The organism is Mycobacterium sp. NGS16 (genome assembly GCF_059813225.1).
Map to the genome: position 1 here is coordinate 687,386 of NZ_JCALEE010000001.1, position 22,560 is coordinate 709,945.

The window sequence follows — 22,560 nt, forward strand, 5'->3', positions numbered from 1 at the left end:
GCAGGTCCGGAATGCCTAGAGAATGCTGAGTGAGCCGTTATCGCCCACGAGTTTGCGGCAGCGATGTTACCGCTGGAATGTCTGTTGCGCAGCGTCGCGAATGGGGCAGGTGAGCTGGTAATTTACTGCCGATGCCGGTTGCTGACGCGAGCGAAAGGAAATGGAAAAATAGTTGACACGACACTGAGGACAACTTAAGTTAACGTTCGTTGCGGAAATCGCGACGCCAATTTGTTCGATCCCTGAAGGGGGCCTGATACATGTCAACTCTTTCCATTGCAGCGCCGACGGAGTCGCACGGCTTCATGGCAAAAGCCGGCGCACTCGCCGCCGGAACCGCATTAGCCGGCGCGGCGCTATTCGGCGGCGTGACCGTTGCTCCGACGGTTGCTGCCGGCCTTGCCGGGTCGGTGCAGCACGATTACGTGCTGACCGCCGACCCCTTCCCGACCTTCGAGCAGAGCCTGCAGAGCCTGCTGGACACCCTGGGCTACGGCAACATGGGGCAGGTGCTGGGTCTGTTCGGCACGGAAGCCAACCCCATCAACACAAGTTCGGATCTCAGCACCCTCCTGGCCGCACTGAACCCCGATGGCACGTCGCTGGACACGATCACCGGTGGCCTGCTCTCGGCGGATCTCACCGCGGTGCTGAACGATGTGCAGGTTGGCGGCGTAGGCCTGGGTGACGTACCGATCGACACCTTGCTCGGTGGCTTCATCGGCGGCGACGGCGCCAATACCAGCATCGGTGACCTGCTGGGCCTCTTCGGACTGGGCCAGTACGCCGGCCTGCTGGATCTGCCGTTCCTCGGCTTGTCCCCGTCCGACACGCTCGCCTCCGTGCTGAACGAGATGCTGGGAATCGGGGCCACCACCTCGCTGAACGACCTGTTGACCGACAACGGACTGGGGGACGCAACTATCGCGAGCCTGCTGGGCATCGACCCGAGTGCCCCTTGGAACGAGGTCATCAGCGGCATCACGCTCGGCGGGACCCTGAGTGACCCGGACGGCACCGGGACCCTGGGCGGCGAGACGCTGGGCGCTCTGCTGACGAGCCTGCTGCCGACCGGCAGTGACCCGGTGACCGACACCACCACGCTGACCGATTTCCTGGGCGACCTGGGCATCTTCAGCATGCTCGGCCTGGGCTGAACGGAGTAGTCGGCACCCGAGTAGGGGCGCATCGGCCACAACCCCCGACGGTTGTGGCCGATGTGCTTTTTTCAGCTGGCCATACTTGGCGCTATGGCCTCCCGTCGACGTCGCGCCCCGCTGCCGGTGCGTGACGGACTGGGCCCGGCCCGGCTGCGGCTCCGCGGCGGGCCGGTCGCCGCCGAGCTGCGCGACCGGTTCGGGGCGGCCGCCGCAGCGAAAGTGGCCGCCGGGGAGGTGTTGACCGCCGACGGGGCGGTGGTCGACGAGACGACGGCGCTACCGGCCGGAGCCCACATCTTCTGGTACCGGGAGTTGCCCGACGAGGTGCCGGTGCCCTTCGACATCCCGGTGCTGCACCGCGACGACGACCTGGTGGTCGTCGACAAGCCGCACTTTCTGGCGACCATGCCCCGCGGGCGGCACGTGGCGCAGACCGCGCTGGTGCGGCTGCGTCGTGAGCTGGGGCTTCCCGAGCTGAGCCCGGCGCATCGGCTGGACCGGCTCACTGCCGGGGTCCTGCTGTTCACCACCCGCCGCGAGCTGCGCGGGCCGTATCAGACGCTGTTCGCCCGCGGCGTCGTGCGGAAGCAGTACCTGGCGCGCTCGTCGGCGCCGCCGGTGGGCACGTTTCCCCGGCTGGTGCGCAGCCGGATCGTCAAACGGCGCGGCTGGCTGCAGGCTCGCGAGGAACCCGGCGAGCCCAACGCCGAGACGCTGGTCGAAGCGCTCGGCAACGGCAGCTACCGGCTGACCCCGCGCACGGGGCGCACCCACCAGTTGCGGGTGCATCTGGCCTCACTCGGTCTGCCCATCGACGGTGATCCGCTGTACCCCCAGATCGTCGAGGTTGCTCCTGACGACTTCTCCACCCCGCTGCAGCTGCTGGCCCACCGGCTCGAGTTCGAGGACCCGTTCACCGGGCGGCTGCGCCGCTTCGTCAGCGGGCGCGCGTTTGCGCTGTGAGTGTCCCGGGTACAGGAAGGCACGACAGAGCAGAGGGGAGTCTGATTCTGATGAAGGCACACGGCAAGATGGCGATCGCGGTGCTCGGCAGCGCAGCGGCGCTGGTGGCAGCCGGTTGTAGCGGCACCAAGGAAGAAGCCCCGACCAGCACCACTACCACCACAACCGAGACCACCATCACCACGACGGAGACCACGCCGATGGAGCCCGCCCCCGGCGTTCCCGGGGAGCACCCGGGCGAGCCCGGCGGCCCGACCGGTGGCGGCGGGCCCGGTGGTGGCGGCGGCGAGATTCCCGGTGGCCCCACCGGTGGCGGTGGCCCCGGCGGCGGTGGCGGCCAGATCCCGGGCGGCCCGACCGGTGGTGGCGGGCCCGGCGGTGGCGGCGGTCAGATCCCGGGCGGACCCACCGGCTGGGGCGGACCCGGCGGTGGCGGTGGCTGCCTGCCCGGTGTGGGCTGCGGCGGGTGGCCGTGATCGGCCGCGTGATCGGCCGACGTCGCTGAGGCGTTAACCCGACAGGCCGAGCGACTCGGCGAGACTGACCAGGACCGACCAGGGCGCCGCCGCGGCGCCCGGAAGCCCGCTGGATGCTCGCCCCCCCCGTTATGGCGGGTTCGGGCAAGGCGGCATCGCTGCCGTTCGGGGTGTCGTCGGCCAGCGCGGTGACTACCTCGCTGCGAGTTCATGTTCGTCGGGAACCACCCGAACCGCGTCGGCTCTCCCCGATCCCAGCCGTGGTCGATGTCATCAAGGGCAGGGATTCGGCCGGAATCATGTCGCAATCATGTCGCTGCCGGCTGCCGAGGCCGGCAGCTCGACGGGCCAGCCAGCGAGGACGAGGACAGCCGAAAGCCGGCCAGCGGCAGGGCTGGCCGACTTCGGTTACCGGTCAGTGCCCGGGAGGTCCCGGCGGGCCGGCGGGTCCGACGGGGCCGGGAGCGCCCGGAGGCCCAACCGGTCCACCCGGAGGCCCGATCGGTCCCGGTGCACCCGGTCCGCCCGGAGGCCCGATCGGTCCCGGTGCACCCGGTCCGCCCGGAGGCCCAACGGCACCCGGTCCGCCCGGAGGCCCGACGGCGCCCGGCGCCCCAGGAGGTCCGACGGCGCCCGGCCCGCCAGGAGGCCCGACGTTACCGGGAGGTCCCGGCGGCCCCGGGGGCCCAGGAGGCCCAGGAGGTCCCGGCGGCGGCGGCGCTTGGGGCACGAAGGCCGAAACGTGCGTGGCGCCGCCGGGCTGCGTTGCGCCCGCAATAGGCGAAAGGCCCACGGCGGCGGCGATCCCGCCGGCTGCCAGCCCGGCCACGCTCACGCCGATCAGCGCGTGTCTGTTGTTCACCATTTTCCGTTCCTTAGCTCGATTGCTTCGGACATCAAGGCGGGTACCCGGCTTCCCCGAGCAGCGAAACCACCGGCGGCCAATCGCCGCTCACCGGGACAGACGTCACCGCTGACATGACGGGCACCAGAAACTGATGCGGCTGCCGCTGCTATCGCATTGCACGCAGGTCCCGCAGCGCCGGCACGGCTTCCCGGCCCGGCCATAGACCCACAGCTGCCGGCCCGGCCGGGTGTCGCCGGTGGTGCAGCGCGACCATCGCAGCCGATTCGCCCACAACATCTCATGGGCGCGCGCCACCAGGCGGGCCGGATCGGCCAGCGCAGCAACCGGGGCGGTCGGCAACCGGCCGACGACGAAGCACAATTCGTTGCAGTAGACGTTGCCGATGCCGGCCAGCACAGTTTGATCCAGCAGGGCCGCCGCCAGTGGACGGTGCGGGTCGGCCATCAGGTTGGCCACGGCGGTGTCGGGATCCCAGTCGGCGCCGAGCAGATCCGGACCCAGGTGCGCGACAGCCTCGCCGTCGCGGTCACGCTCGAGCACCTCCAGCACGCCCAGGTCGATACCGAGAGCGCGAACGGGTCCGGCCTCCAGGATGATTCGCACCCGATGGTCGAGCGGCGCGCGGGCGACCCGCCAGCTGCCCTCCATCTTCAGATGCGAGTGGATGCTGGCTTGCCCGACCCGGATGAACAGGTGCTTGCCCCGGCTGATCACCTCGTCCACCCGCTGCCCGGTGAGGTCGACGCCGGCGTAGCGGGGAACCCGGATGTCGCAGCGGGTCAATGTCTTTCCGGTCAGGGCGTCATCGAGCACGGCGGCGGTGTGGTAGACGGTGTCGCCCTCGGGCATCAGCGCAGCCGCAATCCCCGCGGGGTGCGGGAGAATCCGGCCTCGGCCAGCGCCGACGTCGTCGGCGAGTCGCGAATCTCCAGCACCGCCGTGCCGTCCACCCGCTCGACCAGGATCCCGTCGACCCGGCGCTCGGCGATCAGCCCGGCCAGCGCACCGGCGGCGGCCCGCTGCACCTCGGCGGCGTCTTCGCCAGTGGCGAAGTTCAGCAGCGACCGGCCGCCGCGCTCGACGAACCACACCAGGTCGCCGTCGACCAGCACCACCAGCGCGCCCGCCTTGCGGCCCGGACGAGCGGTGCCCGGATGCGCCGGCCAACCCAACGCCGCCCCATACGGGTTGGCCGGGTCGGCGGCGGCCATCGCCACCGCGTGGTACGCCGGTGCGGCCGGGTCGACCCCGTCGAGGTAGCCGCGCAGCCGGTCCACGGTCGAGGCGAGGGCGAACTGTGCCGCGCCCAGCGATTCAATGAAGTAACCGCGTTGGCAGCGCCCGGCTTCCTCGAATGCGCTCAGCACCTTGTAGAGGGTGGCGAACCCGCCGGGCACCGCCTCGGCGGCCACCGCGCCGCGGGTCAGCACCCCGTAGCGGTGCAGCAGCAGCTCGGCGGTGTGGTGGGCGCGCACCGTGGAATCCTGTTCCGGCGCAGGCAATCGCGACCACCGCCCGGCCACGGCCGGGTCGGCGGAACGAGTGGCGGCGTGCGCGACGCTGTAGCGGCTCAGCCGCGGCGGGCGCTTCGTGCGGTGGGCCGGGGTGGCGCGCCGGGTGCCGGCCAGCACCGCCCGCATCGGGGCGAACGTGTCACCGGTGACCCAGCCCGCCCAGATCAGCTCCCACAGTGCGGCTTTGAGCTCCACCTCGCTCGCGCCACCGCCAAGCTGGCGGAAGAAGAACGCACCGCCGCCGTCGAGCGCATCCAGGATCTGCCGGTGCGCGTCGCCGAACTCGAGCGGTGCGCCAGGGGTCAACGTCAGCGGCGCCGAATCCGCGGTGTGGAACACCACCCACCCGTCGGCGGCGGGCGCGTTGCCGGCCGGGGCACCGGCGCCTGACCACAGCACCTCCCCGGAGGTCAGCAGCTCGTCGAGCATGGCCGGGGCGTAGTCGCGCACCCGCGAACCCAGTACCAGCGGCTCGACCGCCGACGCCGGCAACGGCACACCCGCCAGCTGCTCGATCACCCCGGCCAGCCCGTCCAGACCGGACGCGGTGCCCCGGGCGCCCAGCTGCTGCCAGGCCGGCAGGAAACGCGCGTAGGCGGCCGGCGACACCGGTTCGATCGCCGAGCGCAGCGCGGCCAGCGACCGGCGTCGCAGAATCCGCAACACCTCCGCGTCGCACCATTGTTCACCGGTGGCGTCCGGGAAGTCGGCGAACTCCCCGCGCACCACCCGGCCGTCGGCGGCCAGCCGGCCCAGCGCATCGGCGGCCACCCGGGCGCCCAGCCCGAACCGCTCGGCGGCCTGCCCGGTGGTGAACGGTCCGTGGGTGCGGGCGAAGCGGCCCAGCAGTTCACCCAGCGGGTCGGCGACCGGCTCGGTGAACCCGGCCGGCACCCCGGGCGGCACCGCCACCCCGATGCCGTCGCGCAGCCGGCCGGTGTCCTCGATGGCAATCCACCAGCTGCGCCCGGCGAACGACACCGTCAGCACCCGCCGGGTGGCCAGCAGATGCTCCAGCCAACCGCCCACATCCACGCCCGCGGCCCGGGCGCTGACCTCCTCGCCGGTGAGCGGGCCCAGCAGCCGCAGCAGATCCGCCACCGCTTCGGCGTCGCGGGCGGCCTTCTCCGGGGTCAGGTGCTGCAACTGGCGGGCGGTGGCATCGATGACCTCGGGGTCGAGCAACTCGCGCAGCTCCACCCGACCCAGCAACTGCGCCAGCAGGGTCGGATCCAGCGACAGGGCCGCCGCGCGACGCTCGGCCAGCGGGCTGTCGCCCTCGTACATGAACGCCCCGACGTAGCCGAACAACAACGACGCCGCGAACGGCGACGGGGTGGCGGTCTCGACTTGGACCACCCGCACCCGGCGCTGCGCGATCCGCGCCATCAGATCGGTCAGGGCCGGCACGTCGTAGACGTCTTGCAGGCATTCCCGCACGGTCTCCAAGACGATCGGAAACGCGGGATACCGGCGTGCCACGTCCAGCAATTGGGCGGCCCGCTGGCGTTGCTGCCACAACGGTGTGCGGCGGCCCGGGTGCCGGCGCGGCAACAGCAGCGCCCGCGCCGCGCATTCCCGAAACCGGCTGGCGAACAACGCCGAACCGCCGACCTCGGCGGTGACGATCGGCTCGATTTCGTCGGCGTCGAAGACGAACAGGTCCGCGCCGGGTGCCTCGGTCTCCAGGGTGTCGGGCAGCCGCACCACAATGCCGTCGTCGGAGGCGGTCGGTTTCTCGTCGATGCCGTAGCGTTCCTGCAGCCGGCGGCCCACCGCCAGTGCCAGCGGTCCGTGCACCCGCAACCCGTAGGGGGAGTGCAGCACCACCCGCCAGTCGCCGAGCTCGTCGCGGAACCGCTCCACCAGCAGCGTGGTGTCGGTGGGAACGGTCCCGGTGGCGGTGCGCTGGTCGTCGAGCAGCCGCCACAGATTGTCGGCGGCGTAGTCATCGAAACCCAAATCGGCGCAGCGTTTGTCCAAAGCGGTTCGGTCGAGGCCGGCCAGCTCACCGGTGAACTGCCCGAGGGCGGCGCCGAGTTCGGCCGGGCGTCCGACTCCGTCGCCGTGCCAGAACGGCAGCCGGGCAGGCTGGCCGGGCGCCGGGGCCACCAGCACCCGGTCATGGGTGATCTCGGTGATGCGCCAGCTGGTGGCGCCCAGCGAGATCACATCGCCGGGCCGCGATTCGTAGACCATCTCCTCGTCGAGTTCGCCTACCCGCGACGGCTTCTGCGTTCCGGCGAGGTACACCGCGAACAGTCCCCGGTCCGGGATGGCGCCACCGGAGGTGACCGCCAGCCGCTGCGCGCCGGGCCGGCCGGTCAAGGTGCCGGTGTCGCGGTCGTAGACCAGCCGGGGCCGCAGCTCGGCGAATTCGGTCGACGGGTATTTACCGGAGAGCAGGTCCAGCGTCGCCTCGAACACACTGCGCGGCAACGTCGCGAACGGGGCGCTGCGCCGCACCGTGTCGAACCACGCCTCGGCGTCCAGTGGCTCCAGCGCGGCCGCGGCCACCGTGTGCTGGGCCAGGATGTCGAGCGGATTGGCCGGCACCGTCAACGTCTCGATCTGACCGGCCAGCATCCGCTGGACCGAGTTCGCGCAACCGATCAGGTCGGTGCGGTGCTTGGGAATCAGTACACCGCGGGAGATCTCGCCGACGTGGTGCCCGGCCCGCCCGATCCGCTGCAGCCCGCTGGCCACCGACGGTGGCGCCTCGATCTGGATGACCAGATCGACCGCGCCCATGTCGATGCCCAACTCCAGGCTCGAGGTCGCGACCACCGCCCGCAGCCGCCCGCTTTTGAGGTCTTCCTCGACGACGGCGCGGGTCTCCTTGGACACCGACCCGTGGTGGGCCCGCGCCAGCGGTGCTAGTGCGTGGGGACCCGCTGCGCCCGGCTCGGCCGCACGTGCGATCGCCACCGGTGCGGCCGGGTCGTCGCGGCGCTCGGCGTGGATCTCGTTGAGCCGCGCGGTCAGTCGTTCGGCCAGCCGGCGCGAGTTGGCGAACACGATCGAGGAGCGGTGCGCCTCGATCAGATCGACGATGCGCTCCTCCACCTGTGGCCAGATGGTGCCCTCGGCGGGGCTGGCCATGTCCGGTACCGGCACCTGCACCGTCAGGTCGAACGTCTTGGCCGCCGGCGGCGCCACGATCCGGGTCGGGGACTGGCCGGACAGGAACCGGGCGACCTCTTCGGCGGGACGCACGGTGGCGCTGAGCCCGATCCGCTGGGCCGGGCGGGCCAACATCGCATCGAGACGCTCCAGCGACAACGCCAGGTGGCTGCCGCGCTTGGTCCCGGCCACCGCGTGTACTTCGTCGACGATCACTGTCTGCACCCCGGTCAGGGCTTCCCGCGCCGCCGACGTCAGCATCAAAAACAGCGACTCGGGGGTGGTGATCAAGATGTCGGGGGGCTTGGCGACCAGTTCGCGGCGCCGCGCCGCGGAGGTGTCGCCGGAGCGGACCCCGACCGTGATGGCCGGCGCGGGCAGGCCGCGATGCGCCGCGATGCGGCCGATACCGGCCAGCGGGGTGCGCAGGTTGCGCTCGACGTCGACCGCCAGGGCCTTGAGCGGTGAGACGTACAGCACCCGGGTGCCCGATGGCCCGCTCGGCGCTGCGGTCAGCCGGTCGATGGCCCACAGGAATGCCGCCAGGGTCTTGCCGGACCCGGTGGGCGCGACGACCAGCGTGTTGTGTCCGTCGGCGATCGCCGACCAGGCCTGCTCCTGGGCGGTGGTGGGCGCGGTGAAGGTGCCGGTGAACCAGTCCCGGGTCAGCGCCGAGAACCGGGCCAGCGCGGTAGCGGAATCTCGGCTCACCCAGCCATGGTGCCAACTTCGCGGGCGCGCTGCCGAGGTGTGCGGTTTTGCGCCCGCCGTCGCCGGGTAATCGGCCACCCGTGGCAGGGGTGACAGGGGGAGCCGGGATGACCATTGTGGACCACCGGGCGCGGGCGGCCCGGCCGATTTTCGCCGATGTGACCCCGGCTCCGCGGGGTGAGTTGCCGCTGGAAGCGCCACCGCGCGACTGGACGTGGCTCAACTGGGCATTGTCGCTGCTGACCGCGCCGGCCGCGGTGTTATTGATGACCTTCGCGCTGTCCAGGGTGGCCGGCACCGCTCGGTGCAACAGCGCAGCCTGTCCGGAGCTGCGGGTGAACGGCGCGCTGTTCGGCCTGCTGTATCACGGAGCGGCCGGTGTCGCGGCGGTGACGCTATTTCTCGCGTTCTTCTTCGCGACCACCCACCGCCGCGGGATCGCGGTCTGGGCCTGCGGCTGGGCCTTGCTGGGGGCCGATTTGGTGACCCTGCTCGCCGTGTTCTGACACGCGGGGCGAATCCGCGAGGCATTTCTGCACTTCGGTCACGTGAAATCCCGTCCCACGGCGGTACCCGGCCGTTTCCGCGCCGGATTGACCGGGTAGTTGCGATGGCATGGGGTCCTTCCGGAACCGTCGCGAGGCCGGCCAGGTACTGGCCGGGCGGCTCAGCCACTACCGAGGGCATTCCGAAGTGGTGGTACTTGCCCTTCCGCGCGGTGGCGTTCCGGTCGCGTTCGAGGTAGCCCGGGAACTTCAGGCCCCCCTGGACGTTTTCGTCGTCCGCAAGCTCGGTGCGCCCGGATTCCCAGAGCTGGCGTTAGGGGCGATCGCCGGCGGCGGGGTAGTGGTGACCAACGACGACGTGATCCGTGCCCACCGGGTCGGTGCCGAGGACCTCGAAGAGATCGCCCGTGCGGAACGGCAGGAGTTGGCCCGACGGGAGCAGGCCTACCGGGGCGCGCGGCCGGCAGCGGAGATTGCCGGCAAGATCGCGGTGGTGGTCGATGACGGGCTGGCCACCGGCGCCACCATGCAGGCCGCGCTGCAGGGAATCCGCGCCCTGTCGCCGGCCCGGGTGGTGGTCGCGGTGCCGGTCGCGCCGCAGGACACCTGCGAGGAGTTGCAGCGCCTCGCTGACGAGGTCGTCTGCGCGATCACCCCCAAGCGGTTCACGGCTGTCGGCGCGGCGTATTGGGACTTCGACCAGACCAGCGACGACGAGGTGCGCCACCTGTTGGCGACCGCGACCACTGACGCGCAGCCGGCCGCTCGGGGAGATGACGCTACTGCGGCGATCCGGCGGGAGGCGCGCCCGGCGCCCGGAGGCGTGATCCCCGACGAAGAGTTGTTCAGCCTTGTCGGCGAGGCGCGGTTCGTGCTGATCGGGGAGGCCAGTCATGGAACCCGGGAGTTCTATGCCGCGCGTGCGCAGATGACCCGTCGCCTCATCGAAGAAGGCGGGTTTCACGCGGTGGCGGTCGAAGCGGATTGGCCCGACGCGTATCGCGCGAACCGCTATGCCCGCGGCATCGGCGATGATGCGGACGCCGCCACCGCGTTGGGCGGGTTCGAGCGGTTTCCGCAGTGGATGTGGCGCAATGCCGTGGTCGCTGACTTCATCGCGTGGCTGCGCACCCATAACGCCGCCCATCGCGCACCGGTTGGCTTCTACGGGCTGGACCTTTACAGCCTGCGCCGTTCGATCGACGAAGTGATCAACTATCTCGAGAATCGCGATCCCGCCGCCGCGCAGCGGGCCCGGGATCGCTACAGCTGCTTCGACCATTTCGCCGACGAACAACGGTACGGCTACGCCGCCGCGTTCGGGACGGGCGAATCCTGCGAGGACGAGGTTGTTCAGCAGTTGGTCGATCTGCAACGACTCGACCTCGAGCTGGTGCGCCGCGATGGCATGGCAGAAACCGAAGAGCGCTTCTTTGCCAGGCAGAATGCCCGCTTGGTGACGAGCGCGGAAAAGTACTATCGCGCTATGTTCGGCGGCCACATCGCGTCGTGGAACTTGCGTGATCGGCACATGATGGAAACGCTGCACGAGATTGCCTGTCACCTCGACGCCCAGGTGGGCAGATCGAAAGTCATTGTATGGGCGCATAACTCGCACTTGGGTGATGCACGCGCCACCGAGTTGGGTGACGCCGGTGAGCTCAACCTGGGGCAGCTGGTCCGTCAAGCGTATCCGGGTGACAGTTGCAACATCGGGTTCACCACCTACACCGGCACTGTCACCGCCGCCGACGATTGGGGCGAGCCGGCCAAGACGATGGATGTCCGGCCGGCGCTATCCGGCAGCATGGAAGCGTTGTTCCACAACGCTGATCGCGGCGACTTCTACCTGCGTGCCGGTCGGCAAGGAGAGCCGAGCGCCATGCCGCGGACACCGCTTTTACAGCGTGCGATCGGAGTGATCTACCGTCCACGCACCGAACGCCAAAGCCATTACTTGATGGCCCGGGCCGCCGATCAATTCGACGCAGTCGTTCATATCGATTCCACTTCCGCGCTGCAGCCATTGCCGGCAACCGCCGAGCCGGTTCCGGGGGAAGCGGAAACCTTTCCGCACGCGGTGTGAAGCGTATTGCCCGCACCATTCGATCACCCCGGCGCGGCACGGGGGTGTGCGGCGTGAACCGGTTGACGCCGCATGCCGCGACCGCAGCCAGGAGTGAAACCCCCGGCAGATGACGGCAAGTTTTCGCGGCCTATTGCCAGGGTAGCTGCTAAGCGTGGACCAGCCGCGTACGTCGTTCGTCATCGCCACCAAAGATCGCGTCGACAGCCTGGCAGCCACGGTGGCGCATCTGCTGGCCAGCACGCGGTGCCCGATCATCGTCGTGGATAACGGCTCTCACGACGATACGTCTGCGATCATGGCCGGATTGGCTGGCAGCCATCCGCACGGTGAGCGGCTGCGGATCATCCCGCTGAGCAGCAACCACGGGGCGGTGGCACGAAACATCGGGGTGGCCGCTTCGCGGACGCCCTATGTGGCGTTCTGCGACGACGACTCGTGGTGGCAGGCCGATGCAACCACCATCGCCGAGCGCGAGTTCGACCGGCATCCCGATGTCGCGGTGTTAGCCGGGCGCACGGTGATCGAGCCGGGAGGTCGAACCGACCCGTTCAGCGACCGACTGGCCAGCAGCCCGCTAGGCCACCGGGCGGACCTGCCCGGGCCGTCGATTCTGGGATTCCAGGCGTGCGGAGCGATGGTGCGCAAGTCCGGCTTCGAGGCGGTCGGCGGCTTCAGCGAAGTATTGCAATTCCGCGGTGAAGAACAGTTGCTGGCCTTGGATTTGGCCGCCGGCGGATGGCAACTGTGCTACTGCGCGGCGATGGTGGCGTTCCACCGGCCGTCGCCGCGGCGGGCGAGCACCACCGCGCAGCAAGCACGGGTGCTGCGTAACGAACTTCTGACCGCATGCATGCGCCGGCCACCGGCAAGGTGTCTGTCATCGGCGGTGGCATTATTGCGGGCCGCCGGCCACGATCGCGCACACCGGCATGCGGCCATCGAAGCATTGGCACGATTGCCGGCAGCGCTGCGCAACCGCCGAGTGTTGCCGCCGGAACTGGAAGATCGAGTCCGGATTTGCGAAGTGGAACGGCCGGCGAGGAGTGAATCGGAACCAACAAGTTCGGGGCCATGTGGCTAAGCAATGTGCATGTGAGCTCGCCGCGGTCGCTCCCCGGGGCGCGTTGCGGACTACTCGGAACCGATCATGGGTCGCCGAAAAAGAGCGTTGTCGCAACGCCGATCAGTGCCGCTCGTAGTCGGGCTGAAGATAGATGGCCCGCACCGTCGGCACGACAGCGCGGACGTCGGCTTCCGCACCATTGATGGCGTCGGCCACCGTTTCCAGTTCCATCTTGGGGTCAAAGACCACTTTGGCGGTCACCAGCAGTTCGTCGGGGGCCAGATACTGGGTCCGTAGCTCGAAGATACGGTCGACGTGGCGTGCCGTCTCCAACGCGGATTGGATTGTCGCGTATTGCCCGCTGGTGGCGCCCTCGCCGATCAGCAGGCTGTGCGTCTCGATGATCAGCAGTGTTGCCACGCCGCCGAGCAGTACCCCGATACCGACCGTCGCCAGCCCGTCCCACACCGCGTTTCCGGTAAGAGTTGTCAATGTCACCCCGATAAAAGCCAGGCTCAGGCCGGTCAGCGCCGCGGTGTCCTCCAGCAATACGACCGGCAATTCCGGCGTACGGGAATTTCGGACAAAACCCCACCAACTGCTCGAACCCTTCAGTGGCCGCGACTGATTCCGCGCGGTTCGCAGACTGTAGCCCTCAAAAAGCGCTGCAACTACCAGTATCAAGATGGGGACCAGTGGTGTGGACAGCGGCTCGGGATGGGTGATCTTGCGATAGCCCTCGTAGAGAGTGAAAGCCGAGCCGAGGGTGAACATCGTCAATGCAACGACGAACGAATAGAAGTATCTGCTTCTGCCATAACCGAACTGATGCAACGCATCTGGGCGTTTGCGGGCCCGGCGCTTGCCGACCATGAGCAACAATTCGTTGACTGTGTCTGCCACCGAGTGCACCGACTCACCAAGCATGGCCGAACTGTCGCTCAGCAGGTAGCCGACGAACTTGGCGGTGGCGATGCCGACATTGGCAACCAGCGCGGCGGCGATGGCCCGAGTTGTTCCGCTGCTCGCCACCTGGTCCACCTACCCGCGCCGTCTGCCCGGCAAACGATCGCCGGAAAGTTTGACTGGAGCTTTCCGGCGGGTATCCCGACCAACTGGTCTTGGAGCACATCGAAAGGATGTCGGCGATGGCTTTGCGCAAGGGCCACAAAGCGGAGTCGGACGTGGAACCCGAGACCCACCAGGCGCGATCTCGTGCCGGCAGGGCCGAAGACGGAAGCTATGTGGGGCGGACCGGCCCTGATGACGCGCTGGACGTCGGCGAAACCGGCGCCGAAGCCCGCCGAAACGACGCACAACACTGACCTGGCCGGGCAATTCCCGGTGTCGCATCCCCTCGCGTCGGCAGCGGGCAGCGGGTATCACCGCCAGATCACAGGGAGGCAGCCATGCGCGTGGTCGTGACCGGAGCGACCGGAAATGTCGGCACCAGCGTCATCGAGGCATTGGCCGCCGATGACCAGATCGAAGCGATCGTTGGCATCGCCCGTCGCCGGCCGACCTGGCAGCCGCCGAAGACGACGTGGGTTCAGGCCGACATCACCTGCGATGACGTCGAAGCCCACGTGCAGGGCGCCGACGCTGTGGTGCAGTTGGCTTGGATCTTCCAGCCCACCCACGACGAGGTGGCTACTTGGAAAAACAATGTGCTGGGCAGCATCAGGGTCTTCCACGCTGCCGCGCGGGCCGGCGTCGGGGCGCTGATCTACGCCTCGTCGGTCGGCGCCTACTCGCCCGGCCACCAGGATCGCGGGGTTGACGAATCCTGGCCGACCGATGCGCTTCCCACGGCGGCCTACGGCCGGGAGAAGTCCTACCTGGAGCGCGTGCTGGATACCTTCGAACGAGATCACCGCGAGATGCGGGTGGTGCGCCTTCGGCCGGCGTTCATGTTCAAGCGCGAGTCGGCAGCGGAGCAGCGCCGGCTATTCGGCGGCCCGCTGCTGCCAACCGCTTTGTTGCGCCCCGGGCTGCTGCCGCGGTTTCCCGATGTTCCGGGTCTACGGCTGCAAGCCTTGCATTCTCTTGACGGCGGACAGGCCTTCCGGCTGGCTATCACCCGCCCGGTGCGCGGCGCATTCAACATTGCCGCCGATCCTGTGCTCGACGCCGAGACTCTCGGCGAGCTGTTCGGCGCGCGGCCGATCAAGCTTCCGGTGTGGCCGATCCGGGCGGCGGTTGCTGCTGCCTGGAATCTTCACCTGGTGCCCGCCAGCCCCACGCTGCTCGATCTCGCGCTGAGCTTGCCGGTCATGGATACCTCACGGGCCCGCATCGAACTCGGCTGGAGCCCAACGCGGACGTCGCTCGACGCAGTAGGGGAGTTCTTGCAAGGGCTGCGGTCGGGCGGCGGAATGCCCACACCGCCGCTCGAGCCGTCAGCCGGCGGGCGGCTGCGCCAAAAGGAGTTCGCAACCGGAGTCGGGCAACGGGCCACGCCGTAGCTTTCCGGTGTGGCGCCCACGGTTATCGGGTAGGCGGGCCGTTGAACGGACCGTCAGGTGAAGAAAGGAAGAGAAGATGGCACGCACCGTGGCCGAGATCATGGCCCACACCCCCCAGACGGTGCCCGCAGACATGCCGGTCAATGAAGCAGCAGATTGCATGCGCCGAGCCGATATCGGCAACGTCGTCGTGCTCAGCGACGGCCACGTCGAGGGCATCGTGACCGACCGAGACATCGCCATCCGGGTCGTCGCCGAAGGCAGAGACTTGTCGACCCCGGTCGGTGAGATATGTAGCAGCCAGGAGCTAGTCAGCGTTCGACCGGATTCGAGTCTCGAGGAGGCCGTCGAGCTGATGCGTCGCAAGGCCGTGCGCCGGCTGCCCGTCATCGACGGCGACCAGTTGGCCGGAGTGCTGAGCATCGGCGATCTCGCGCTGGAACGCGACGAGAAATCTGCACTCGCCGACATCAGCGCCGCGCAACCGAATCGCTAGCGAGACCCATCCGTCGCCGGCAGCTGCGCTAGCTGCCGGGGGCGATTACCACCGACCTCACTCCTCGACGTTGTAGAACGAGTCGCCGTCCTCGGGGCTGCCGGAGACTTGAGCCCGGTGCCGCCCGCCACCGACGGACTCGTGCAGGCCCTGGTCGACGCCGACGTCGGGCTGCTCAGCGGCCAGCTTGTCGTCCAGCGACTCGTGGACCGCCTCATCAACCGGCTGCCAGCTGTCCGGCGGCGTGACGGTCGCATCCCCGTCGTCATTGCGCAGCTCGTCGGAGTCGGTGGCCTCGCTCGGCGGCAGCGTGTCGTCGCCGCTGGTGTCGGTCTCGGGGTCGATCTCGGGTTGATCAGTCATGTTGGTGGCGCTCTCCGTTCGCTTTAATTCGCGATCGCCCATTGGGGTTGCGGTGACTCCGGGGTCATGTAGCCGACCCCGCGAACGGTGTCGACGATCGACTCGTGGTCGGCGCCGAGTTTGGCGCGCAGCCGCTGCACGTGGACGTCGACCTTGCGGCGGCTGCCCTCACCACCCCAGACCTCCTGCAGCAGCCGGGTGCGCGTGAACGCCTGACCCGCGTGCTGCACCAGATAGTTGAGCAGCTTGAACTCGGTCAGGGTGAGGTCGAGTTCACGGTTCGACAGCGACGCGGTGTAGCTGTCCGGGTGGATGACCAGGTCGCCGAATTGCAGTGCGCTGTGGACCGACATGCGCCGGCGTGCCAATGCCAACCGGAGTCGGGCATGCGCCTCGGCCGGTCCCGCGGTCGCGACCAGGACATCGTCGACCTGCCAGTCGAGATCGACCGCGGCGAAATCCTCGGCGCTCACCACGGCCAGGACGGCGGTCGACGGTTCCCAACTGCAGAGCCGCCGACAGGTCTCGCGTGACGTGGTCAGATCGGTACAACCATCCACCAGCGCGGCCGCGACGCTGAGGCAGTCGGCCCGGACGGTGATGGCGAGCGGCGCGCGGATAACCGAATGCCCGAAGACGCGCAACGCCGACAGGGACTGTTCGAACTCGTCCCGGTCGGTCAGTAACAGAATGTCCATCGCCTGGCTCCAACCCTCGGAATATCCCTCGGTGCCTTTCAAGGCACTATTACCCGCTACGTGGCGCGAATAACCGCACAGCGATAGGCCCGGCCCGCGCCGCGGGCCGGGCCTATCCTCCATCGGGCTACTGGTGGGACTGTTCGCGCGCCTCTGCCGCGTCCGCGCCCGCCCGGGCCGATTCGGCCTCGGCTTCGCGCTTGGCGGCGTCGCGCTGCGCCTCGCCCTTGTCCTGCTGGGCCTTGCCCTCACGGGACATTTCGTCGTTGCCGGTCACGGTGCCCAAGGCCTCCTTGGCCTTGCCCTTGACGCCCTCGACGGCGCCCCGGAAGCCTTCTTCGGGGCCGCTCTTCTTGTCGTCCGACATAAAATCCCTCCCTGGATTTCGTGGATGTGACGGGCCGACGGTCAGCCCTGCGGGCTGCGTTAGCGCGCCACACCCGCAAGGCTTCCCGGTCGGCCGATTACCCAAACGTCGAATCGCCTTGACGCAGAGCCGATCAGCGCGGACGGTGGGGACATGGAACGCCGTATGCAACCCCGCCCCGGCGGCGACCGGTTGGGTCAGGAGGACGAGGAGGTCCGCTCGGCGATCAGGTTCGCCGGCGTGGTCACCGCCGCCGCGGTGGCGTTCGTCTTGCTGGCGGCGTGGTGGGCCGGCTCCTGTGATCCGGCGGCCGAGACGGTGGCGTGCGGCAGGCCGTACCGGGCCGTGCTCGCCGCGGGGGCGCCGGTGATCTTGGCCGGCGGCGGGGTGCGGGCCTTCCTGCGGACCTACCGGGTCTGGCGCGCGCGTGGCACCTGGTGGGGATGGCAGGGCGCCGGCTGGTTCCTGATGTCGTTGATGCTTCTCGTTTTGTTTATCAGCGCGGTGCCGATCAGTGGTATGGGCTGATCAGAGGCGTTTTTACCGGGCATTGACTGCCGGGTCGCTGTGAAGGCCCTGAAAGTGAGACGTTATGTAGATCACATCGACCTACGATAGTTTTTGGTCGCGGACGGGTTCGCCACGGACGGGGTTCCCCACCCGACCTCCGGACTGGCCGGACGACTCACGAGAGGAAGAAGCAATGGGCGATACGTTTCACGACCCCGTTGACCATGTCCGGACGACCCGGCCGCACGCCGGTCGTGCCGTGATCGACGTCATGGGGTGGCCGGGCTACAGCCTGCTGGTCGTCAGCATGGTCGCCGGGGCCGGCTGCCTGACCGCATTCGCCACCGGCCACGACCGGCAGGGTGTGGCCGTCGCCGTCTTCGCGGTGCTTGCCGCCGCGCTGGGCGCACTGTGGCTGCTGATCGAGCACCGGCGGATCGGCCGGGTAAACCAGCAGTGGCAGCTGGCGCACCCGGAGCTGCACCGGACGCATTCGACCAGCTGATCAGCGGAACACCCCACACGGCCCGGCCGGGTTCCGGCCGGGCCGACTTGTTCCCGCGTACCGAAATCGATGGTTGAGGTGACCGGCGACGGGGTACTAGCCCTCCCGTGACTAACCTCCGGGCGGCCGACTATGCGGTGATGACGGCGTGAATGGGCCATCGGGGCGCAGCGGTAGTCTCGGTCCGACATCGCCGGGAGGCTTTATGACCGACATCCACAGCGACCGGACCTCACGGTCGTGCAGCGAGCGAGCCGTCGAATTGCGGGTCACGCCCAGACTGGAGAGTTTGGCGGTGGTGCGCATGCTGGTCGGGGCGATCGCGACCTACGAGGATCTGGACGTCGATACCGTGGCCGATCTGCGGCTGGCGATCGACGAGCTGTGTACCCAGTTGATCCGGTGCGCAGCGCCGGGCGCGACGCTGCGGGTCGTCGTCGACCCGCAAGACGACGGCATGACGATTCAAGCGTCAGCCGCCGGCGGCGGCGCCGACGTGCTGACGCCGGGCAGCTTCAGCTGGCACGTACTCACCTCTCTCGTGGACGACGTGCAGACGTTCCGCGACGGCCCGGAGTCCGACGGTGCCGGCGAGGTGTTCGGGGTGACATTGAGAACCCGGCGGGCGGACTCCAGGCGGTGACCCCGCGCGCCGCCGGCGGCGGCTCACAGTCAGGATCGGAGTACGCCGATGTCGGCGACATGTTCCGTGAGCTCGCCCAATACGATGCCGACTCCGCCGATTTCCGCAACCGCAAGGACAAGATCGTGGAGCGGTGCCTGCCGCTGGCCGACCACATCGCCCGCCGGTTCGAAGGACGCGGGGAGTTGCGCGACGACCTGGTCCAGGTCGCGCGGGTGGGCCTGGTCAACGCCGTAACCCGCTTCGACGTCGAAACCGGCTCGGATTTCGTCTCGTTCGCGGTCCCGACGATCATGGGCGAAGTCCGCCGGCATTTCCGGGACAACAGCTGGTCGGTCAAGGTGCCCCGCCGGCTCAAGGAGCTGCATCTGCGGCTCGGGGCGGCCACCGCGGACCTGTCCCAACGCCTGGGCCGGGCGCCGACCGCCTCGGAGCTGGCCCGCGAGCTGGAGTTGAGCCGCGACGAGGTGGTCGAAGGTCTGGTGGCGGGCAGCTCCTACAACACCCTGTCCATCGACAGCGGCGGCAGCTCCGACGAGGACGACGTCCGCTCGATCGCCGATACCCTCGGTGACAGCGACGCGGGGATGGACCGGATCGAGGATCGAGAGGCGTTGCGGCCCTTGCTCAATGCGCTTCCGGAACGCGAACGCACGGTGCTGGTGCTGCGGTTCTTCGAATCGATGACCCAGACCCAGATCGCCGAACGGGTCGGCATCTCGCAGATGCACGTCTCGCGGCTGCTGGCCAAGTCACTGGCGAAGCTGCGCGATCAGCTGCAGTAGCCGCCGCTCACCCGCCCAGCGCATTCTGGGCGGACAGCGACGACATCACCGCGTCGGGACCGTCGAAGCTGTCTTTCTTCAACGCCCGCAGGGTGTCGACCAGCTTCGGCTCGGCCCCGTTGCTTCGGGCGTGGTCGGCGAGTTCCTCCGCCGTGCCTGGGTACTCGAAACCTGCCAGGCACTTCTGCACTTGTGTCACAGAGAATCCCATCTGTGCGCAGTACCCGGCGGCCTGGAGCCGGAAACGCCCGGGAGGGCCAGATCGGCCAGGTGAGGCCGCCCGCCCAGCTGCGGCACGCAGGCGGCCGCGGCGGCCGCGGCCAGCCGCCCGGCCCGGCGGGGATCGGGGCCGCGCCGCAGCCCGGCGATCAAACCGGCTACGAACGCGTCACCGGCGCCGGTGGGATCGACTACCGGTGCCTTCGACAGACCGAGCAGCTCCTGGCCGCCGGACCACACCAGCAGGTCGCCCACGCCCGGGACGGCCAGCGCGACCAGCCGCACTCCGGCGACCAACAGGCGGTCGGCCAGTGCCCGCGCCGCCGCCTGGCAGGTGACCGGTTCGCCGGCGAGCAGCGCCGCCTCCTCGGCGTCGGCGCGCAACACGTCAACGCAGCAGAGCATTTCGTCGCGTACCTCGGCCGGCGGATTGCCGTCGGCCACCACCTGCGCGCCGTGGCGCCGTGCCAGCCGGGCGGCCGCCAGCGTCGCCTCCGCTGGTTGCTGCAACTGCAGCGACACGATGGCCGACCGGGCGATCAGGGTGTCGCACTGCTGCACGTCGGCCGCGGTCAGCAGCGAGCTTTCCGGAATGTGCTCGAAAAGCCTGCGACTGGCCGGCTCGTCGACCAGATCGACCAGCAGCGCGGTCTCGCCGCGCCGGGTCACCCCGCTGATGTCGACTCCGTCACCGACCGCCTGCTCACACACCGCCGCACCGGCATCGTCGTCGCCGACCACCCCGATCAGCGCGGCCGGCACACCCAGCTGGGCCAGGCCCACGGCTTGGTTGGCGCCCTTGCCGCCCAGCAGTTCCCGGCGCCGCAGCACCCGGGCCGACCCGCCGGCCGGCGGCAAGCCCGCGCTGCGCAGCACCAGGTCGCGCCCGATCTGCCCGACCACCGTGACGGTCATTGCAGTCCGTAGATACCCGACCACCTCCGGATCAGCGCGGGTTCGTGAGCATCGCCGAACATATAGACCGGCGAGGCGATCGGCAGCGCGCATTCGACCCGGATCAGCACCGCCTCACGGCAGGGAAACCGCGGCCCATAGGTGGCGATCACCCACTGCCGCAGCCACTCGTAGACCTCGTCGCCGGGCGGCCGCAGTTGGGCGGTGCCCTTGAAGCGATAACCGCGGCGCTTGAGGAAGTCGACGACGTTGACCTCGATACGCGGATCACGGCGCAGATCGGCCACCGTGCTCGGCGATGCCATGTGCATGAACACCAGGTGGTCGTCGCCGTACACCAGCAGCGACTCCTTGGGCGACAGGTTCGGGGAGCCGTCCTCGCAGACGGTGGCGACGAACGCCAACTTCGCGCTCTCCACGATCAGGCGCATGTCATCGTCGATGATGCACACCGCTCACCCCATCGCTTCGCAGCTGTTGTTCACCGCCCAGCGGTCGGTTACCCGTCCGGCCGCGCGGTAAACGATGAGTGCCGCTCCTCAGCTGCTGGCGGTCAGGCCGCGGGTGGCGGGGCCTTCCAGCAGGGTGCCGTCGGGAGCGAAGCGCGACCCGTGCAGCGGGCACTCCCAGGCCCGGTCGGCGTCGTTCCAATTGACGATGCCGCCGAGGTGCGGGCAGACCGGGGAGAGGCGGTGTTCGACGCCGTTCACCCGGCACTGGGCTTGCAGGTGCCACGGCGGTCCGCTGACCACGCCGGCGGCGTCGCGGCCCAGGCCGTGCTGGCCGATGTGGGCCGTGGGAGCGATCCAGCCCTTCGCCAGGTTGAAGCCGACCTCAAGGTTGGCTGTCAGCGCGGTGGTCAGGCCTCGCAGCTCGCGGGTGCTCCAGCTGGCGAACGCCCGGTCCCATTCCGGACGTTTGCCCAGCAGCCGGCCCGACAGCGCCAGCGCGGCGGCCGCCCCATTGGTCATGCCCCATTTGTTGAAACCCGTTGCCACGTAGATGGTGTTGCTGTCGGGCAGGATCGGCCCGACATAGGGCAACTTGTCGACGGGGGTGTAGTCCTGCGCCGACCACAGATGCGTACGGGACGCGCCCGGGAAGTGCCGGACCGTCCACGCCTCGAGTTCGGCCAGCGCGTCGCCGGGGTGCTTGGCGCGGCCGACGGTGTGCCCGGCCCCGCCGACCAGCAGCCGCTCGGAGCCGTTGACCGGGGCGTAGCGCAGCGACCGCGTCGGCGAATCGGTGGAGATCATCATCGGGCGGGTGATCTCGCCGGGCACATCGAACGCCATGCAGTAGGACCGGCTGGGCTTGAGCCGGGCGAAGTATCCGCCGCGATCCAGGATCGGGATCCCGGTGGCCAGCACCAGTTGGGTAGCCTGCAGCTCGGCGTGCACCCGGGGACCGGCCACCCGCAGCCGCAGGCCGTCCCGCCCGCCGGAAACCCGTTGCACCCGGGCGTGTTCCACCAGCTGGCCGCCGCTGGCGAGCAGCTCGGCGCGCAGCGCGTCCAGGAACGGCATCGGGTCGAACTGCGCCTGCTCGGCCAGCCGGGCCCCGCCATGGAATGCGAACGGCACGTCGGCCCGCGACTCCCAGGTCACCGGAAGATCCACCGCGCGGCAGGCCTCGTACTCGGCGCGCGCCGCCGCCACCCCGCGCTCGGACTGGGCGAAACTGTAGGCGTCCTCCCGCTGCACCGCGACACCGGTCGAGGCGCAGAACGACAGCAGCCAGTCCTGCCCGGCGCGGTTGCCGTCGAGATAGGCCGCGGCCACCCGCTTGCCCTGCTTCGCCGAGATCGCCGACAGCTGGGTGCCCTGGAGCAGGCTGATCTTGGCGGTGGTGTTGCCGGTCGCGCAGGCGCCGACGGTCCGAGCCTCCAGCACCAGCACCTCGCGGCCTGCCCGCGCCAGCAGTACCGCGGTCATCAGCCCGGTGATGCCGGCGCCGGCCACCACCACGTCGGCGAACCCGGGGAGGTCCTCGGCGGTGCCCGACGCCGGTGATGTCGCGATCCGGTCAGCAAGCCACAACGACGTCATGGCGATCAGTTACCCGGTACTGCGTCGGTGAAACGTGTCGGCTTCCCGGGTTTCGGCGGCACCGCGGTGGGTA

At 69.4% G+C, this 22,560-nt stretch carries 23 protein-coding genes; 13 read left to right on the forward strand and 10 right to left on the reverse strand.

Annotation, left to right across the window (positions count from 1 at the left end; all coding sequences use genetic code 11):
- Positions 1–305: 305 nt before the first annotated feature.
- The 3 genes from AC5Y4Q_RS03350 (at position 306) to AC5Y4Q_RS03360 (ending at position 2,599) form a co-directional block, all read left to right on the forward strand.
- Positions 306–1,157, forward strand: coding sequence for a hypothetical protein (locus tag AC5Y4Q_RS03350; protein ID WP_064923317.1), 852 nt, complete (start codon positions 306–308; stop codon positions 1,155–1,157).
- Positions 1,158–1,250: 93 nt separating this feature from the next.
- Positions 1,251–2,123, forward strand: coding sequence for a pseudouridine synthase (locus tag AC5Y4Q_RS03355; protein WP_082952720.1), 873 nt, complete (start codon positions 1,251–1,253; stop codon positions 2,121–2,123).
- 50 nt (positions 2,124–2,173) lie between these two features.
- Positions 2,174–2,599, forward strand: coding sequence for a hypothetical protein (locus AC5Y4Q_RS03360; RefSeq protein ID WP_064923322.1), 426 nt, complete (start codon positions 2,174–2,176; stop codon positions 2,597–2,599).
- A gap of 967 nt (positions 2,600–3,566) precedes the next feature.
- Here the strand turns inward: AC5Y4Q_RS03360 and nei2 are convergent.
- Together nei2 and AC5Y4Q_RS03370 are read right to left on the reverse strand one after the other, a co-directional pair.
- Positions 3,567–4,316 (reverse strand): endonuclease VIII Nei2, encoded by a 750-nt coding sequence (nei2, locus tag AC5Y4Q_RS03365; RefSeq protein ID WP_064923326.1) that lies wholly within the window; start codon positions 4,314–4,316, stop codon positions 3,567–3,569.
- Positions 4,316–8,815 carry an ATP-dependent helicase gene (locus tag AC5Y4Q_RS03370; RefSeq protein ID WP_064923328.1) on the reverse strand — a complete coding sequence of 1,500 codons (4,500 nt, stop codon included), beginning with the start codon at positions 8,813–8,815 and terminating at the stop codon, positions 4,316–4,318. The genes nei2 and AC5Y4Q_RS03370 overlap by 1 nt, the downstream gene beginning before the upstream one ends.
- 107 nt (positions 8,816–8,922) lie before the next feature.
- Here AC5Y4Q_RS03370 and AC5Y4Q_RS03375 point away from each other — a divergent pair, with 107 nt between their 5' ends.
- The 3 genes from AC5Y4Q_RS03375 (at position 8,923) to AC5Y4Q_RS03385 (ending at position 12,491) form a co-directional block, all read left to right on the forward strand.
- Positions 8,923–9,321, forward strand: a complete 399-nt coding sequence (locus AC5Y4Q_RS03375) for a hypothetical protein (RefSeq protein WP_064923330.1) — start codon at positions 8,923–8,925, stop codon at positions 9,319–9,321.
- A 109-nt stretch (positions 9,322–9,430) separates the two neighbouring features.
- Positions 9,431–11,407: an erythromycin esterase family protein gene (locus tag AC5Y4Q_RS03380; RefSeq protein WP_064923332.1), complete on the forward strand. Its 1,977-nt coding sequence runs from the start codon at positions 9,431–9,433 to the stop codon at positions 11,405–11,407.
- A 154-nt stretch (positions 11,408–11,561) separates the two neighbouring features.
- Positions 11,562–12,491: a glycosyltransferase family 2 protein gene (locus AC5Y4Q_RS03385; protein ID WP_064923334.1), complete on the forward strand. Its 930-nt coding sequence runs from the start codon at positions 11,562–11,564 to the stop codon at positions 12,489–12,491.
- A 102-nt stretch (positions 12,492–12,593) separates the two neighbouring features.
- Here AC5Y4Q_RS03385 and AC5Y4Q_RS03390 read toward each other — a convergent pair whose 3' ends face one another.
- Complete coding sequence (locus AC5Y4Q_RS03390) at positions 12,594–13,505, reverse strand: cation diffusion facilitator family transporter (RefSeq protein ID WP_064923395.1); 912 nt, start codon at positions 13,503–13,505, stop codon at positions 12,594–12,596.
- Positions 13,506–13,621: 116 nt separating this feature from the next.
- Here AC5Y4Q_RS03390 and AC5Y4Q_RS03395 point away from each other — a divergent pair, with 116 nt between their 5' ends.
- The 3 genes from AC5Y4Q_RS03395 to AC5Y4Q_RS03405 all read left to right on the forward strand — a co-directional run bounded on the left by AC5Y4Q_RS03395 (position 13,622) and on the right by AC5Y4Q_RS03405 (position 15,434).
- Positions 13,622–13,798 carry a hypothetical protein gene (locus AC5Y4Q_RS03395; protein WP_165604274.1) on the forward strand — a complete coding sequence of 59 codons (177 nt, stop codon included), beginning with the start codon at positions 13,622–13,624 and terminating at the stop codon, positions 13,796–13,798.
- Positions 13,799–13,882: 84 nt separating this feature from the next.
- On the forward strand, positions 13,883–14,938 hold the full coding sequence (locus AC5Y4Q_RS03400) for an NAD-dependent epimerase/dehydratase family protein (RefSeq protein WP_499957980.1): 1,056 nt from the start codon (positions 13,883–13,885) through the stop codon (positions 14,936–14,938).
- Positions 14,939–15,014: 76 nt separating this feature from the next.
- Entirely contained in the window at positions 15,015–15,434 is a 420-nt protein-coding gene (locus AC5Y4Q_RS03405) for a CBS domain-containing protein (RefSeq protein WP_064923341.1), read from the forward strand.
- Between the two features lie 57 nt (positions 15,435–15,491).
- Here the strand turns inward: AC5Y4Q_RS03405 and AC5Y4Q_RS03410 are convergent, their stop codons facing one another.
- From AC5Y4Q_RS03410 to mbp1, 3 genes are all read right to left on the reverse strand, one after another.
- Positions 15,492–15,797: a hypothetical protein gene (locus tag AC5Y4Q_RS03410; RefSeq protein WP_064923343.1), complete on the reverse strand. Its 306-nt coding sequence runs from the start codon at positions 15,795–15,797 to the stop codon at positions 15,492–15,494.
- Between the two features lie 23 nt (positions 15,798–15,820).
- Entirely contained in the window at positions 15,821–16,495 is a 675-nt protein-coding gene (locus AC5Y4Q_RS03415) for a winged helix-turn-helix transcriptional regulator (RefSeq protein ID WP_064923345.1), read from the reverse strand.
- Between the two features lie 127 nt (positions 16,496–16,622).
- The gene (gene mbp1, locus AC5Y4Q_RS03420; protein WP_064923347.1) at positions 16,623–16,862 is read right to left on the reverse strand and encodes a microaggregate-binding protein 1; all 240 of its coding nucleotides are present in this window, start codon (positions 16,860–16,862) and stop codon (positions 16,623–16,625) included.
- A gap of 153 nt (positions 16,863–17,015) precedes the next feature.
- Between mbp1 and AC5Y4Q_RS03425 the strand changes: the two genes are divergently transcribed.
- From AC5Y4Q_RS03425 to AC5Y4Q_RS03440, 4 genes are all read left to right on the forward strand, one after another.
- Positions 17,016–17,390 carry a hypothetical protein gene (locus AC5Y4Q_RS03425; RefSeq protein ID WP_064923349.1) on the forward strand — a complete coding sequence of 125 codons (375 nt, stop codon included), beginning with the start codon at positions 17,016–17,018 and terminating at the stop codon, positions 17,388–17,390.
- A gap of 175 nt (positions 17,391–17,565) precedes the next feature.
- Positions 17,566–17,877, forward strand: coding sequence for a protein UsfY (gene usfY, locus AC5Y4Q_RS03430; protein WP_064923351.1), 312 nt, complete (start codon positions 17,566–17,568; stop codon positions 17,875–17,877).
- Positions 17,878–18,082: 205 nt separating this feature from the next.
- The gene (locus AC5Y4Q_RS03435; protein ID WP_064923353.1) at positions 18,083–18,520 is read left to right on the forward strand and encodes an ATP-binding protein; all 438 of its coding nucleotides are present in this window, start codon (positions 18,083–18,085) and stop codon (positions 18,518–18,520) included.
- Positions 18,517–19,305, forward strand: a complete 789-nt coding sequence (locus tag AC5Y4Q_RS03440) for an RNA polymerase sigma factor SigF (RefSeq protein ID WP_064923355.1) — start codon at positions 18,517–18,519, stop codon at positions 19,303–19,305. Before AC5Y4Q_RS03435 ends, AC5Y4Q_RS03440 begins: the two co-directional genes overlap by 4 nt.
- 7 nt (positions 19,306–19,312) lie before the next feature.
- On the opposite strand, the gene AC5Y4Q_RS03445 is transcribed toward AC5Y4Q_RS03440, so the two are convergent.
- The 4 genes from AC5Y4Q_RS03445 to AC5Y4Q_RS03460 form a co-directional block, all read right to left on the reverse strand.
- Positions 19,313–19,504 (reverse strand): DUF2795 domain-containing protein, encoded by a 192-nt coding sequence (locus AC5Y4Q_RS03445; RefSeq protein ID WP_234786315.1) that lies wholly within the window; start codon positions 19,502–19,504, stop codon positions 19,313–19,315.
- Positions 19,501–20,439: a PfkB family carbohydrate kinase gene (locus AC5Y4Q_RS03450; RefSeq protein ID WP_064923358.1), complete on the reverse strand. Its 939-nt coding sequence runs from the start codon at positions 20,437–20,439 to the stop codon at positions 19,501–19,503. The genes AC5Y4Q_RS03445 and AC5Y4Q_RS03450 overlap by 4 nt, the downstream gene beginning before the upstream one ends.
- On the reverse strand, positions 20,436–20,891 hold the full coding sequence (locus tag AC5Y4Q_RS03455; RefSeq protein WP_082952721.1) for a pyridoxamine 5'-phosphate oxidase family protein: 456 nt from the start codon (positions 20,889–20,891) through the stop codon (positions 20,436–20,438). The genes AC5Y4Q_RS03450 and AC5Y4Q_RS03455 overlap by 4 nt, the downstream gene beginning before the upstream one ends.
- 87 nt (positions 20,892–20,978) lie before the next feature.
- A complete protein-coding gene (locus AC5Y4Q_RS03460; RefSeq protein WP_064923360.1) occupies positions 20,979–22,487 on the reverse strand; it encodes an FAD-dependent oxidoreductase in 1,509 nt (502 codons plus the stop codon).
- Positions 22,488–22,560 lie beyond the last annotated feature (73 nt).